Origin of the sequence: Actinacidiphila yeochonensis CN732 (assembly GCF_000745345.1) — a bacterium.
In the GTDB taxonomy this organism is placed as follows: Bacteria; Actinomycetota; Actinomycetes; order Streptomycetales; family Streptomycetaceae; genus Actinacidiphila; species Actinacidiphila yeochonensis.
This window is the reverse complement of record NZ_JQNR01000003.1, coordinates 1,152,100-1,164,759: the sequence shown is the minus strand read 5'-3', so window position 1 is coordinate 1,164,759 and position 12,660 is coordinate 1,152,100. Positions and strand designations below refer to the sequence as shown.

Annotated in this window: 13 protein-coding genes and 2 pseudogenes; 12 read left to right on the top strand and 3 right to left on the bottom strand. The window is 73.9% G+C overall.

The genetic code is table 11. The features are described 5' to 3' along the window. Positions 1–114 precede the first annotated feature (114 nt). Positions 115–411, top strand: a pseudogene (locus BS72_RS37795) (hypothetical protein); the annotation flags it as partial. A 217-nt stretch (positions 412–628) separates the two neighbouring features. On the opposite strand, the gene BS72_RS06440 reads toward BS72_RS37795, so the two are convergent. Further along, positions 629–1,219, bottom strand: a complete 591-nt coding sequence (locus BS72_RS06440; RefSeq protein ID WP_037907090.1) for an isochorismatase family protein — start codon at positions 1,217–1,219, stop codon at positions 629–631. A 308-nt stretch (positions 1,220–1,527) separates the two neighbouring features. Then, entirely contained in the window at positions 1,528–2,859 is a 1,332-nt protein-coding gene (locus tag BS72_RS06435; protein ID WP_037907089.1) for a nicotinate phosphoribosyltransferase, read from the bottom strand. Positions 2,860–3,050: 191 nt separating this feature from the next. Here BS72_RS06435 and clpS point away from each other — a divergent pair, with 191 nt between their 5' ends. The 9 genes and pseudogenes from clpS to BS72_RS06395 all read left to right on the top strand — a co-directional run bounded on the left by clpS (position 3,051) and on the right by BS72_RS06395 (position 9,413). After that, positions 3,051–3,356 (top strand): ATP-dependent Clp protease adapter ClpS, encoded by a 306-nt coding sequence (gene clpS / locus BS72_RS06430; protein WP_037907908.1) that lies wholly within the window; start codon positions 3,051–3,053, stop codon positions 3,354–3,356. Continuing rightward, entirely contained in the window at positions 3,356–3,916 is a 561-nt protein-coding gene (locus tag BS72_RS06425) for a DUF2017 domain-containing protein (protein ID WP_037907085.1), read from the top strand. The genes clpS and BS72_RS06425 overlap by 1 nt, the downstream gene beginning before the upstream one ends. Before the next feature lie 369 nt (positions 3,917–4,285). Continuing rightward, a pseudogene (locus BS72_RS06420) lies at positions 4,286–5,608 on the top strand (amino acid permease); the annotation flags it as partial. Positions 5,609–5,904: 296 nt separating this feature from the next. Beyond that, a complete protein-coding gene (locus BS72_RS06415; RefSeq protein ID WP_037907083.1) occupies positions 5,905–6,315 on the top strand; it encodes a Mov34/MPN/PAD-1 family protein in 411 nt (136 codons plus the stop codon). A gap of 58 nt (positions 6,316–6,373) precedes the next feature. Beyond that, positions 6,374–6,478, top strand: coding sequence for a putative leader peptide (locus BS72_RS39450; RefSeq protein WP_322942116.1), 105 nt, complete (start codon positions 6,374–6,376; stop codon positions 6,476–6,478). Between the two features lie 145 nt (positions 6,479–6,623). After that, complete coding sequence (locus tag BS72_RS06410) at positions 6,624–6,968, top strand: MoaD/ThiS family protein (RefSeq protein WP_051950711.1); 345 nt, start codon at positions 6,624–6,626, stop codon at positions 6,966–6,968. Continuing rightward, positions 6,968–7,918 (top strand): PLP-dependent cysteine synthase family protein, encoded by a 951-nt coding sequence (locus tag BS72_RS06405; protein ID WP_037907081.1) that lies wholly within the window; start codon positions 6,968–6,970, stop codon positions 7,916–7,918. The genes BS72_RS06410 and BS72_RS06405 overlap by 1 nt, the downstream gene beginning before the upstream one ends. Positions 7,919–8,186: 268 nt before the next feature. Next, on the top strand, positions 8,187–8,939 hold the full coding sequence (locus tag BS72_RS06400; protein ID WP_037907078.1) for an MBL fold metallo-hydrolase: 753 nt from the start codon (positions 8,187–8,189) through the stop codon (positions 8,937–8,939). A 207-nt stretch (positions 8,940–9,146) separates the two neighbouring features. Then, a complete protein-coding gene (locus tag BS72_RS06395) occupies positions 9,147–9,413 on the top strand; it encodes a PTS glucose/sucrose transporter subunit IIB (protein ID WP_265736783.1) in 267 nt (88 codons plus the stop codon). Between the two features lie 184 nt (positions 9,414–9,597). On the opposite strand, the gene BS72_RS06390 is transcribed toward BS72_RS06395, so the two are convergent. Continuing rightward, positions 9,598–10,566 carry an alpha/beta hydrolase family protein gene (locus BS72_RS06390; RefSeq protein WP_037907074.1) on the bottom strand — a complete coding sequence of 323 codons (969 nt, stop codon included), beginning with the start codon at positions 10,564–10,566 and terminating at the stop codon, positions 9,598–9,600. A 187-nt stretch (positions 10,567–10,753) separates the two neighbouring features. On the opposite strand from BS72_RS06390, the gene BS72_RS06385 reads away from it, so the two are divergent. Continuing rightward, positions 10,754–11,398 carry a TetR/AcrR family transcriptional regulator gene (locus BS72_RS06385; RefSeq protein ID WP_078901055.1) on the top strand — a complete coding sequence of 215 codons (645 nt, stop codon included), beginning with the start codon at positions 10,754–10,756 and terminating at the stop codon, positions 11,396–11,398. Between the two features lie 158 nt (positions 11,399–11,556). Beyond that, complete coding sequence (rph, locus tag BS72_RS06380; protein WP_037907072.1) at positions 11,557–12,279, top strand: ribonuclease PH; 723 nt, start codon at positions 11,557–11,559, stop codon at positions 12,277–12,279. Positions 12,280–12,660: the final 381 nt, after the last annotated feature.

Below are 12,660 nucleotides of genomic sequence, written 5' to 3'. Positions count from 1 at the left end.
TTCAACTGAAGTCACCCATGTAACGTTTGTCACATCCGCCTCTGACCTGCGCTGATCCATGGACCGGCCGTCGCCCTCTGGTGGGCGGCGGCCGGTCCGGCACAAGATGTGGACATGGCAGTCGGCGGATTCACCAGGCTCCCCGGAGGCACGGTCGTGGTCGCACTCGGCCTGCCGCACCCGGGCTGTCCCAACGTGCTGGTCAGGGTCGTGGTGCACGCGGCGAACCGGCAGCGCGCGCTGACCCGGCTGAGCAACCTCGGCTTCCGCGGCGCCCGGCTCACGGGCAACGCGGAGCCGCCCACCTCCGACGAGGTCACCGCGGTGCTGCACCACCCCGACGGGCTGATCTGGCGCGACTACCAGGCCCTGGGTACGGACCCCTGGAACCCCCGGTCGGCGCTGGACCGCTTCGCCGCGCACCGCCTCCAGTCCGCCGACCACCCCGGAGGCCGTCCGGTGGCCCACCCGGCCGGCCGGCACGCCGCGCACCCCGCCGGCCACCGGGTCGGCCGGTAGCTCCTGCCGCCTCGGGCGCCCACGGGGACGGCACCGGGCCAGGTGGCGTCCTGGTTCCAGGCCCGGCTCCCCGGCTCCTGGGCTTCCCGGCTCCCCGGCTCCCGGGCGGTCAGCTCTGGACGAGCGGCTTGCCGCTCAGCTCCACGCCGGCCTCCCGCAGCTGGCCCAGGGCCAGCTCGGTGGTCGCGGCCGATACCCCGGCCGTCAGCTCCAGCAGCACCCGGGTGGCGAAGCCCTCGCGGGCGGCGTCCAGGGCGGTGGCGCGTACGCAGTGGTCGGTCGCGATGCCCACGACGTCCACCTCGCGCACGTCCCGCGCGCGCAGCCAGTCGGCCAGCCGCAGGCCGTTCTCGTCGGCCCCCTCGAAGCCGCTGTACGCGGCGGTGTACGCGCCCTTGTCGAAGACCGCCTCGATCGCGCCCGAGGCGACCACCGGGGCGAAGTTCGGGTGGAACCCGACACCCTCCGTACCGGCCACGCAGTGCGGGGGCCAGGAGGTCGCGTAGTCGGGCGTGTCCGAGAAGTGCGATCCGGGGTCGATGTGGTGGTCCCGGGTGGCCACCACGTGCCGGTAGGACCCCGCGGACTCCCCGATCAGGTCGGTGATCGCGGCGGCGACGTCGGCACCGCCGGGCACCGCCAGGCTGCCGCCCTCGCAGAAGTCGTTCTGCACGTCGATGACGATCAGTGCGCGGTGCATGGTCTCTCCGAGGGTTCATGCGGTGTGGGGTAACGAGGGTACGGAATCGGCCTCCGGCCCGGAACCTGGGGCGCGTCACCCTCCCGGGTGGGTCTGGCGCGGCTTCCCGCCGCGGGTGTGGGTGTCGTCGGCCGCCCGCCGGGGCGGTGGCGGCTGTTCGCACTGTTCCCGTGCCCCTTCGGGAGCGGCGCGAACAGCCCCGAAAGGGTGTGGGGCCTCCCGGGGAAACCGCCGGGGACCTCGGGCGACCCGTGGACCCCCGGCGCCCCCGGCGACCCCCGTGGCCCCGGGGCCGCCCGGGGGAGAGGTCAGGCCATTTCCGTGGGGATGACGGCCTCGCCACGGGAGAGCTGGGTCGCCGAGAGGGGGAGGCCGCCGCGCGCGGCGATGTGCCGGGCACGGGCCGCGTCGAGGGGCTCGCGGCCGACGACCTCGCCCCGCCGCACCAGCGGCACCAGCAGCTGCCGGTCGCGCAGCTCCTCCGGCACCGGCCCGCTGCCGACGACCTCGGCCTCGGCGACCCCGTCCGCGTCCAGCCGGCGCGCGGCCCACTTGCGGCCGCCCACGCTCGTCTTGCCGCCCAGCGCCTTCTTCGCCACCGGCACCAGCTCGGCCTCCGGCGCGGACGAGCCGGACGAGCGCGCCACCAGCTTGTAGACCATCGAGCACGTCGGGTTGCCGCTGCCGGTCACCAGCGAGGTGCCCACCCCGTACGCGTCCACCGGCGCCGCGGCCAGCGAGGCGATGGCGTACTCGTCGAGGTCCGAGGTGACGACGATCTTCGTGTCCCGGGCGCCCAGGTCGTCCAGCTGCTGGCGCACCCGGTGGGCGAGCAGCAGCAGGTCGCCGGAGTCGATCCGCACCGCGCCCAGCTCCGGCCCGGCCACCTCCACCGCCGTGCGGACCGCGGCCGTCAGGTCGTAGGTGTCCACCAGCAGCGTCGTGCCGCGGCCCAGCGACTCCACCTGCGCGGTGAACGCGTCCCGCTCGGTGTCGTGCAGCAGGGTGAACGCGTGCGCGCTGGTGCCGATGGTGGGCAGACCGTAGCGGAAGCCGGCCGCGAGGTTGGAGGAGGAGGCGAAGCCGCCCACGTACGCGGCCCGGGCGGCGGCCACCGCGGCCAGCTCGTGGGTGCGCCGGGCGCCCATCTCCATCAGCGGCCGGCCGCCGGCCGCCACCGCCATCCGAGAGGCCGCCGCGGCGATCGCCGAGTCGTGGTTGAGGATCGACAGCACCACCGTCTCCAGCAGCACCGCCTCCGCGAAGCTGCCCTCCACCCGCAGCAGCGGCGAGCCGGGGAAGTACACCTCGCCCTCGGGGTAGCCCCAGATGTCGCCGGTGAAGCGGAAGCCCGCGAGCCACTTCAGCGTCGCCGCGTCCACCACCCGCTCGCGGTCGAGGAAGGCGAGCAGGCGGTCGTCGAACCGGAAGTTCTCCACCGCGTCCAGCACCCGGCCGGTCCCGGCCACCACTCCGTAGCGGCGTCCCTCGGGCAGGCGGCGGGTGAACGCCTCGAAGACCGACCGGCGGTGCGCGGCACCGCTGCGCAGTGCCGCCTGGAGCATGGTGAACTCGTAACGGTCGGTGAACAGGGCCGTGGACGGCACGTCCACCGGCAGTGCCAGGTCTGCTGCGCTCATGCCGCGATGCTACCCCCGTTTGCGTCAGTGTGACGAGATCCCTGCCGGGGTACGGCGTGTGGGTCCTCTCACACGCCCGTTTGTGCGACGCCCCCGGACAGCGGCAGCATGGGAGTGTGAGTGCCCACCCGTCTCCCACCCTCCTCCCGCGGCGGCCCGCCGCCGCCGGGGCAGCCCCATCAGCCCCGGTCCTGGGAGCCCCCGCGGCCCCCGAGATCGAGCGCACGGAGCCCAGCCGGGCGCCGTACGCGGTCCCCGAGCCCGACGTGCCATGGGTGACCCTCGTGCACAACGACCCCGTCAACCTGATGAGCTACGTGACGTACGTCTTCCAGACGTACTTCGGCTACTCGAAGGGCAAGGCCACCAAACTGATGAAGGACGTGCACTACAAGGGCCGGGCGGTGGTCTCCAGCGGCTCCCGCGAGGAGATGGAACGGGACGTGCAGGCGATGCACGGCTACGGCCTGTGGGCGACGCTGTCGCAGGACCGCTGATGGCGCGCCGACGTAACCGCGCCGGCGTCTTCGAGTCCGCCCCCGGCGGCGGCGCGGCGATCACCCTCGACGAGGTCGAGATCTCCATCCTGCGCAGCCTCGCGGTGCAGCTGCTGGAGCTGGTCGGCCCCGGCGACGCCGCGGGCGCCGACGACGACCCGCTCGCCCAGCTCTTCGCCGAGGGCCCCAGCAAGCCCCCGGACGACCCGGCGCTCGCCCGGCTCTTCCCCGACGCCTACGAGGACTCCGAGGACGCCTCGGAGTTCCGCCGGTTCACCGAGAACGACCTGCGCGCCCGCAAGCGCGAGGACGCCCTGTCGATGATCCGGGTGCTCGACTCCGGCGGCCCCCGCCTCACCCTCACCCCGGAGGACTCCCGGCACTGGCTCGGCGCCCTCAACGACCTGCGGCTGACCCTCGGCACCCGGCTGGAGGTCAGCGACGACGAGGGCAGCGAGCTCTTCCACCTGCCCGACAGCGACCCGCGCAAGCCGCTGGTCATGGCGTACCTGTGGCTGGGCGGCCTCCAGGAGACGCTGGTCGAGACGCTGATGGGCTGATGGGCTGATCGGCGGCTGATCGGCTCATGAGGTGTTCGGCTCACGAGCTGATCACCCCGTGAGCCGAACGGCCCCGTCTCTCCGCGAGCCCGGACCCGCCGCCCCTTTCCGGACCCGCCGGTCCGCGCCGGGCCCGCCGGTCCGGTACGGGCCCGCTGTGGGCCGTCCGGGGTTCGCCGCTCCCGGCCCGGCGCGCCGCCCGGACGGCGGTGGTACGGATCGGCCATGGCGGAGATAACGGACGGCACGGCGGACGGGACCGCGGACGGCGCAGAGGCCGGGACCACGGCCGGCCCGGCGGCCGGGGTGGAGAACGGCCGCGGAGCGGGCGGGGGCTACTCCCGGGGGCTGGGGGCCCGGCAGGTGCAGATGATCGCCATCGGCGGCGCCATCGGCACCGGCCTCTTCCTCGGCGCCGGCGGTGCCATCCACCAGGCCGGCCCCGGCCTGCTGGCGATGTACGCGCTGGCCGGCGCGGCCGTCTTCTGCATCATGCGGGCGCTGGGCGAGCTGCTGGCCTACCGGCCCGCCCCGGGCTCCTTCGCCGACTACGCCCGGGAGTTCCTGGGGCCGTTCGCCGGCTACGTCACCGGCTGGACGTACTGGCTGATGTGGGTGGTCACCGGCATGGCCGAGGTGACGGCGGCCGCCGCGTACCTCGCCTACTGGTGGCCGCAGGTGCCGCGGTGGGCGGCGGCGCTGGGCTTCCTGGTGCTGCTGCTGGCGGTGAACTTCCTCTCGGTCGGGGTCTTCGGCGAGGTCGAGTTCTGGCTCTCCACGGTCAAGGTCACCGCGATCGTCGGGATGATCCTGGTGGGCCTGGCCGTGCTGCTGCTGGGCGTCTCCTCGGCCGGGAGCACCGCCTCCGTCGGGCACCTGTGGCGCGAGGGCGGCTTCTTCCCGCACGGGGTGGGCCAGGCGCTGCTGACGCTCCAGATGGTCACCTTCGCGTACCTGGCGGTCGAGTTGGTCGGCGTCACCGCCGGCGAGGCCCGCGACCCGCGCCGCACCCTGCCCCGGGCCATCAACACCCTGCCGTGGCGGATCGGGCTGTTCTACGTCGGCTCCCTGGCCGTGATCCTGTGCGTGGTGCCGTGGACGGCGTTCCAGCCCGGCACCAGCCCGTTCGTGGCCGCGTTCGCCCGGATCGGCATCCCGCTGGGGGCCGGCGTGGTCAACCTCGTCGTGCTGTCGGCGGCGCTGTCCTCGTGCAACTCCGGGATGTACTCCACCGGCCGGATGCTGCGCGACCTCGGCGTGAACGGGCAGGGCCCGCGGGCGTTCACCAAGCTGTCGGCCCGCCGCACCCCGGCGCGCGGCACCCTCGCCTCGGTGGCCGCGATGGGTGTCGGGGTCTGGGTCAACTACGTCGATCCGGCGGGCGCGTTCACCTACATCACCGCCTTCGCCACGGTGGCCGCCGTCTGGACCTGGGGCGTCATCCTGGTCGCCCACATCCGCTACCGGGCCGCGGTGCGGGCCGGGCGGGCCGCGGCGGCGTGGTTCACCGCGCCCGGCGGCGCGGCCGCGTCGTGGGCGGCGCTGGCGTTCCTCGCGCTGGTCGTCGTGGTCGTCGCGATCGACGCCCAGGCCCGTGTCAGCCTCTACGGGGCGCCGCTGTGGGCGGCGCTGCTCGCGGTCGGCTACCGGGCGCTGCGGCGCCGCTCCCCGGCCGCCTTCGCCCGCCCGCGCACCTGCCGCCCGGGCGGGAGCCGGACCCGGTCGCGGACCGGGCCGTGGACCCGGCGCAGGACCCGATCGCCGTCCAGGCCACCGACCCGGTCCCCCACCCGGTCGCGGACCCCGAGCCCGCCGGACCGGGTGCCGCGGCAGCCGGCCCGGAGCCCGACCGGGAGCTCGACCGGGAGCCCGGCCAGGAGCGCGGCACGCAGCCCGGCACGCAGCCCGACCAGGGCCCCGACGACCACCCTGATCCGCTGGCCGGAACACCGATGCGGTAGTCGAAGGGCCCCTGTTACGTTGCCCGCATGCTGACCATCACCCAGGAGCTCCACGACGCGATCGTGGCCCACGCGCGGGCCGACCACCCCGACGAGGCCTGCGGGATCGTCGCGGGCCCCGAGGGCAGCGGCCGTCCCGAGCGCTTCGTGCCCATGCTCAACGCGGCCCGCTCGCCCACCTTCTACGAGTTCGACTCCACCGACCTGCTCCGGCTCTACCGCGACATGGACGACCGGGACGAGGAGCCGGTGGTGGTCTACCACTCGCACACCGCGACCGAGGCGTACCCCTCGCGCACCGACATCTCCTACGCCAACGAGCCCGGCGCGCACTACGTGCTGGTGTCCACCGCCGAGGAGTTCCAGTTCCGCTCGTTCCGCATCGTGGACGGTGTGGTGACCGAGGAACCCGTCACCATCGTGCGGTCCTACGTCTGAGTCCCGGAACGTGAGACACATCCCTGGGGCCGAACGGGGGAATCGATACGATGACCCCATGGTTCTCCACGACGTGAGCATCTCGGCGCCGGGCACTCTGCTCGTGGCGCGGCTGCACGTCGACCTGTGCCGCCGCACCAGTGCGGCCTGTCCGCGCGGCTGAAGCCCCTCCGGCGCGGGCCGTTTCCGTCCGCCCGCCCCACCGCGCCGTTCCAGGCGCCGCCGCCCGTGAACCGCACGTCCCGCGCATCGCACGCACGGCCCTTCAGCACAGTCCAGCACTCTCACGCACCCACAGGAGCGCAGCCATGGCCATCGAGGTCCGTATCCCGACCATCCTCCGCACCTACACCGACGGGCAGAAGGCGGTGGAGGGCAGCGGGAGCACCCTCGACGAGCTCTTCTCCGACCTCGACACCCGCCACGCCGGCCTCCGCGAGCGCGTGGTCGACGGCGCCGAGCTGCGCCGCTTCGTGAACGTCTACCTCAACGACGAGGACGTCCGCTTCCTCGACGGCATCGCCACGAAGGTCGCCGACGGCGACAGCGTCACCATCCTGCCCGCGGTGGCCGGCGGCTCCGGTACCGCCGCGGGCACGGGTACGGGCACGGCGGGTACGGGCACGGCGGCGCGGTCGGCCGGCGGCCGCTGATGCGCTACGACAGCCCGCTGGCGGCGGTCGGCAACACGCCGCTCGTGCGGCTGCCGCGCCTGTCGCCCTCGGACGAGGTGAGCGTGTGGGCGAAGCTGGAGGACCGCAACCCCACCGGCTCGATCAAGGACCGCCCGGCGCTGTACATGGTGGAGCGGGCCGAGGCGGAGGGTGTGCTCACGCCGGGCTGCACCATCCTGGAGCCGACCTCCGGCAACACCGGCATCTCGCTGGCCATGGCGGCCCGGCTCAAGGGCTACCGGATGGTCTGCGTGATGCCGGAGAACACCTCGTCCGAGCGGCGGGAGCTGCTGGCCATGTGGGGCGCGGAGATCATCTCCTCGCCCGCGGCCGGCGGCTCCAACACCGCCGTGCGGGTGGCCAAGGAGCTGGCGGCCGAGCACCCGGACTGGGTGATGCTCTACCAGTACGGCAACGCCGCCAACCCCGGCGCGCACTACGCCACCACCGGCCCGGAGATCCTCGCCGACCTGCCCACGATCACCCACTTCGTGGCGGGCCTGGGCACCACCGGCACCCTGATGGGCGTCGGCCGCTACCTGCGCGAGAAGGTGCCGGGCGTGGCGGTCGTGGCGGCCGAGCCGCGCTACGACGACGTGGTCTACGGCCTGCGCAACCTCGACGAGGGCTTCGTGCCCGAGCTGTACGACGAGTCGGTGCTCACCACCCGGTTCTCCGTCGGCTCCGCCGACGCCGTCCGCCGCACCCGCGAACTCCTGCAACTGGAGGGGCTGTTCGCGGGGGTGTCGACCGGCGCCGCGCTGCACGCGGCGCTCGGCGTGGCGGCCCGCGCGCACCGCGCGGGGGAGCGGGCCGACGTCGTCTTCGTGGTGGCCGACGGCGGGTGGAAGTACCTGTCCACCGGCATCTACACCGCCGCCGGCACCGAGGAGGCGATCGAGGCGCTCCACGGCCAGCTCTGGGCGTGAGGCACCGGCGCCGCGGCGGGCGGCCGACCGCCCGCCGCGGCGAGCGACCTCACCCGTCCGGGTGTGGTCGGCACATGCCGGTGACGGATGCACGAACGGTGTTCCACGCCTGTGGGTGAACAGGAGTGGTGATTCCGCCCACAACCCGGCCCCGTGGGAGCGCGGCGTCCAGCACCCCGCTTTACCCTCTCTAGAACGTGGCGGGCCGCCGCCACGGCTGGAGCCGGACTCGGGGCGGCGCGCCGCGCCCACGGAGGTGTACCCCGCGATGAACCTCACGGTCGTCGGCTGCTCGGGCTCGTTCCCGTCCGCGGACTCGGCGTGCTCCAGCTACCTGTTCGAATCCGACGGCTACCGGCTGCTGGTCGACATGGGCAACGGCGCGCTCGGCGAGCTCCAGCGCCACGTCGGCCTGTACGACCTCGACGCGGTCCTCCTCAGCCACCTGCACGCCGACCACTGCATCGACATGTGCGGCTACTTCGTGGCCCGCTACTACCGGCACGAGGGCGGCCCCGCCGAGCCGATCCCCGTCTACGGTCCGACCGGCACCGAGCGGCGGTTGAGCATCGCCTACGGCGACGTGCCGGACGAGAAGTGCATGAGCGAGGTCTTCGACTTCCGCACCCTGGAGCCCGGCTCCTTCCGGCTCGGCCCGTTCGAGGTGGCCGTCCGCGCGGTCAGTCACCCGGTGGAGGCGTACGGCTTCCGGATCGAGGCCGGCGGGCGCACGGCGGCCTACTCCGGCGACACCGGGCCGTGCGACGCGCTGCTGGACCTGGCCCGCGACGCGGACCTCTTCCTGTGCGAGGCGTCCTTCACCGCCGGCAAGGAGGACATCCCCGACCTGCACCTCAACGGACGCCAGGCCGGGGAGACCGCCACCGCCGCCGGGGCGGGCCGGCTGGTGCTCACCCACATCCCGCCGTGGACCAACCCGGCGGTGAACCTGCGCGACGCCAGGGACGTGTTCGCCGGCCCCGTCGACCTCGCCCGGGCCGGCGCCGTCTACGAGGTGTGACCGGGTACAGCCGGAGGGGCCGGGGGCGCGTGACCGGGGGCATCCCCCGAACGGCTGCCTGAGCCGTCCGCCGGTTGCCGGGCCGCGCCCGCGTTCCCCCGGCTCCCCGCCGCCCTGTCACCGCCCTGCCGCCGGGCGGCCACGCCCGGCACCTTCGGCCAACCGTGCGTTAACGTGACATAACGGACGGCAGGACCGCCGGCGGGCCTGCCGGGAACCGCGCACAGTCAGGAGACGCGCATGTCCACCAAGGCAGAGAAGATCGTCGCCGGCCTGGGCGGCATCGACAACATCGAGGAGATCGAGGGCTGCGTCACCCGGCTGCGCACCGAGGTGGTGGACCCCGGGCGGGTCGACGAGACGGCCCTGAAGGCCGCCGGGGCGCACGGCGTGGTGAAGATGGGCACGGCCGTGCAGGTGGTCGTCGGCACCGACGCCGACCCGATCGCGGCGGAGATCGAGCGGCTGCTCTGAGCCGTCCCCGGGGGCGGCTCCGGGGACAGGGCGGCGGTAGAGCGGCGGCCGGTCGGACCGGAGGCCGGGGAGCGCGGGCGGAGGTCGCCGGGCGGCCCGGGCCACCCGACGCGCTCGTACCCGGGACCGGCCCGCCGCGGTGGACGGGCCCGCCGCGGGTGGACCGGCCCGGACCGGCCCGGGGCTACTTGGACTCGACGCGGCCGAAGGCGTCGGGACCCGTGGTCAGCGCCTCCTGCGCCGTCTGCCAGGCGTTGTCGCCGGGGTCGAAGGCGGTCCGGAGGTAGGCCGCGGTGAGCTCGGCGACCACGGCGACCCGGTCGGGGTTCTCGTCCGTGGTCTCGACGCCGTCGTGGCCCTGGATGCCGCCCAGCAGGTGCTCGCCGCCGAAGACGGTGAGCAGGGTCTTGGAGCCGGGGGCGAGGTGGTAGGGGTCGGCGTGCCAGTCCGGCCCCGTGGTCGTCCAGTGCTGGGAGTCGTCCTTGTCGCCGGCGACGACCAGTGCGGCGGTGGTCATCGTGGTGAGGTCGGTGCTCCGGAAGACCGGCGCCTTGGCGGTCATGAACCCGTCGAAGGCGTCGCCGCCCCGGCCGATGGCGCACAGCAGCACGCCCTGCGTGATCCGGGGGTCGAGGGCCTTCACCTCCTCTCCCGTCGCGGGGTCGGTGGCCCCGGCGCCCAGCAGGAGTTCGGCCGTGAAGCCGCCCAGGGAGTGCCCGGCCACGGCGACCTTGGTGCGGTCCAGGCGCCCGGCGAGCTGCGGCACGGCCTGCTCGATCTCGTCGAGCCGGTCGAGGATGTCGCTCATGTCCTGGGCGCGGGAGCGCCAGAACAGGGGCGCCTCGGGCAGGCCGCCGACCAGGTGGCTCAGCCGGGGGGCGCTGAGGTGGGTGGGCTGGACCACCACGAACCCCTGCGCCGCCCAGACCTTGGCGAGGGGGAGGTAGCCGTCGGCCGAGGCCAGGCCGTACCCGTTGCCGTGTCCGTGCGAGAAGAGGATGATCGGCAGGTCGTCGCCGGTCACGGGCGCGGAGACGCGCACGTCGAGGGGTAGCGGGCGTCCGGGAACCGACAGCGTCACCGGGCTGACGGACAGCACCGGAGGGGTGGTCGGGTGGAGGTAGGTGGCGGCTGGAGAAGTTCGCTCGGCCATGGTGCGCCTTCCCGTTCGGGGTCTCCGCCGCGCCTCTCGTGGGGCGGGACGGCAGGGGATGGGAACGCCGGTTCGGCTGGACTGAGCCAAAACGGAACGTTGCTCCACGCAGAATACGGAGCGCCGTTCCTCTTTGCAATCGTAGAGTCGTGACGTCATGACGGCGGGTCGCGGGGAAGGGGGTCTGATGTCCGGTACGGGACAGGCGGAACGGTCAGGGCAGCCGGGACAGGCAGAAAAGCCGGGACAGCCGGGGCAGCCCGGCAACGCGCCGGCCACGGCCAAGCGGGCCGATGTCGCGCGCAACGAGGAGAAACTGCTCGCCGCGGCGGCGGAGGTGTTCGTGACCTCCGGCGTCGACGCGCCCGTCCGCGAGGTCGCGGCCAGGGCCGGCGTCGGGATGGGAACGCTCTACCGCCACTTCCCGACGCGGGCGGACCTCGTCGTGGCCGTCTTCCGCCACCAGGTCGAGGAGTGCGCCCAGGCCGGGCCCCGCCTGCTGGAGGCCGAGGACTCGCCGCTGGCGGCGCTGCGCCGGTGGATCGACCTGTTCGTCGACTTCCTGGCCACCAAACACGGCCTCGCCAACACCCTGCAGCCGGACAGCAGCGGCTTCGCCAGCCTGCACACCTACTTCATCGACCGCCTGCTGCCCGTCGGCGCGCACCTGCTCGACGCCGCGGCCGGCGCGGGCGAGATCAGGCGCGCCGTCCAGCCCTACGAGCTGATGCGCGGTATCGGCAACCTCTGTATCGCCCCCGACCCCCACTACGACCCGCGACGGCTGATCGACCTGCTCCTGGCCGGACTCCAGCAGCCGGAGGCGCCCTGACGACGGGCCCGAACCGGTGCCCGCCCCGACGACGGGCACCGAACCGGTATCGGCCCGTCCGGAACCCCCGCGCGCGGACCCGCGGCGGCGCGGGAGCGGAACCTCGCCGGACCGTGCCTGGCGCCATGGCGGGTGGTCACCCGGATAGGCTCATCCGCATGTCACGATTCGACGGCCGCACCCCCGACCAGCTCCGCCCCGTCACCATCGAGCGGAACTGGAGCAAGCACGCCGAAGGCTCCGTCCTGGTGTCCTTCGGCGACACCCGCGTCCTCTGCACCGCCAGCGCCACCCAGGGCGTCCCGCGCTGGCGCAAGGGCAGCGGCGAGGGGTGGGTGACCGCCGAGTACAGCATGCTGCCCAGGGCCACCAACACCCGCGGCGACCGCGAGGCGGTGCGCGGCCGGATCGGCGGCCGCACCCACGAGATCTCCCGGCTGATCGGCCGCTCGCTGCGGGCCGTGGTCGACTTCAAGGCGCTCGGCGAGAACACCGTCGTCCTCGACTGCGACGTCCTCCAGGCCGACGGCGGCACCCGCACCGCCGCGATCACCGGTGCCTACGTCGCTCTGGTGGACGCGATCAACTGGATGCAGTCCAACCACCTCGTACGAGTGAAGGCCAAGCCCGTCATCGGCAGCGTCGCCGCCGTCAGCGTCGGTGTGGTCGACGGGCAGCCGGTGCTGGACCTCGCCTACGAGGAGGACGTGAAGGCCGGCACCGACATGAACGTCGTGTGCACCGGCGACGGCCGCTTCGTCGAGGTCCAGGGCACCGCCGAGGGAGCGCCCTTCGACCGCGCCGAGCTGGACGCCCTGCTCGACCTCGCCACCGGCGGCTGCGCCCAGCTCACGCAGGCGCAGCAGGCCGTCCTGGGCTGAGCCCGTCCGACAGCGAGACGCGGCAGCGACGCGGAACAGCGACGTGCCCCCTTCCCCGACCGCGAGTGGGTCGGAGAAGCGGGCGCGTTTCGGGTTCCGGCTCAGGCGTCGAAGTGGCCGGCCTTCACGCTGGTGAACCAGTCGCATCCGGTCGGGGACGCGTCAGGGAGGTGGGTGCTCACGGGGTCCGTTCCCTTTCTTCGGCCGCCTTGCGGATACGGGACAGGGAGTCGTCGGCGGACAGGTCGGCGCCCTGCGTGCGCGCTGGGGCTGTTCGCCCGAGGTGGTCGGCAAGACGGTCTGGGCCGAGTGCGCCCGGGGTCGGTCGGCCGCCTGGTCGGTCAGCCGCCCGGGTCAGTCGGTCGCCTGGTCAGTCGCCTG

Coding starts and splice junctions, on each gene's coding strand:
- BS72_RS06425 (WP_037907085.1), top strand. CDS start 3,356: ATGGCGCGCCGACGTAACCGCGCCGGCGTCTTCGAGTCCGCCCCCGGC.
- BS72_RS06410 (WP_051950711.1), top strand. CDS start 6,624: ATGGCCATCGAGGTCCGTATCCCGACCATCCTCCGCACCTACACCGAC.
- BS72_RS06405 (WP_037907081.1), top strand. CDS start 6,968: ATGCGCTACGACAGCCCGCTGGCGGCGGTCGGCAACACGCCGCTCGTG.
- BS72_RS06415 (WP_037907083.1), top strand. CDS start 5,905: ATGCTGACCATCACCCAGGAGCTCCACGACGCGATCGTGGCCCACGCG.
- BS72_RS06440 (WP_037907090.1), bottom strand. CDS start 1,219: ATGCACCGCGCACTGATCGTCATCGACGTGCAGAACGACTTCTGCGAG.
- BS72_RS06435 (WP_037907089.1), bottom strand. CDS start 2,859: ATGAGCGCAGCAGACCTGGCACTGCCGGTGGACGTGCCGTCCACGGCC.
- BS72_RS06400 (WP_037907078.1), top strand. CDS start 8,187: ATGAACCTCACGGTCGTCGGCTGCTCGGGCTCGTTCCCGTCCGCGGAC.
- BS72_RS06385 (WP_078901055.1), top strand. CDS start 10,754: ATGTCCGGTACGGGACAGGCGGAACGGTCAGGGCAGCCGGGACAGGCA.
- BS72_RS39450 (WP_322942116.1), top strand. CDS start 6,374: ATGGTTCTCCACGACGTGAGCATCTCGGCGCCGGGCACTCTGCTCGTG.
- rph (WP_037907072.1), top strand. CDS start 11,557: ATGTCACGATTCGACGGCCGCACCCCCGACCAGCTCCGCCCCGTCACC.
- BS72_RS06390 (WP_037907074.1), bottom strand. CDS start 10,566: ATGGCCGAGCGAACTTCTCCAGCCGCCACCTACCTCCACCCGACCACC.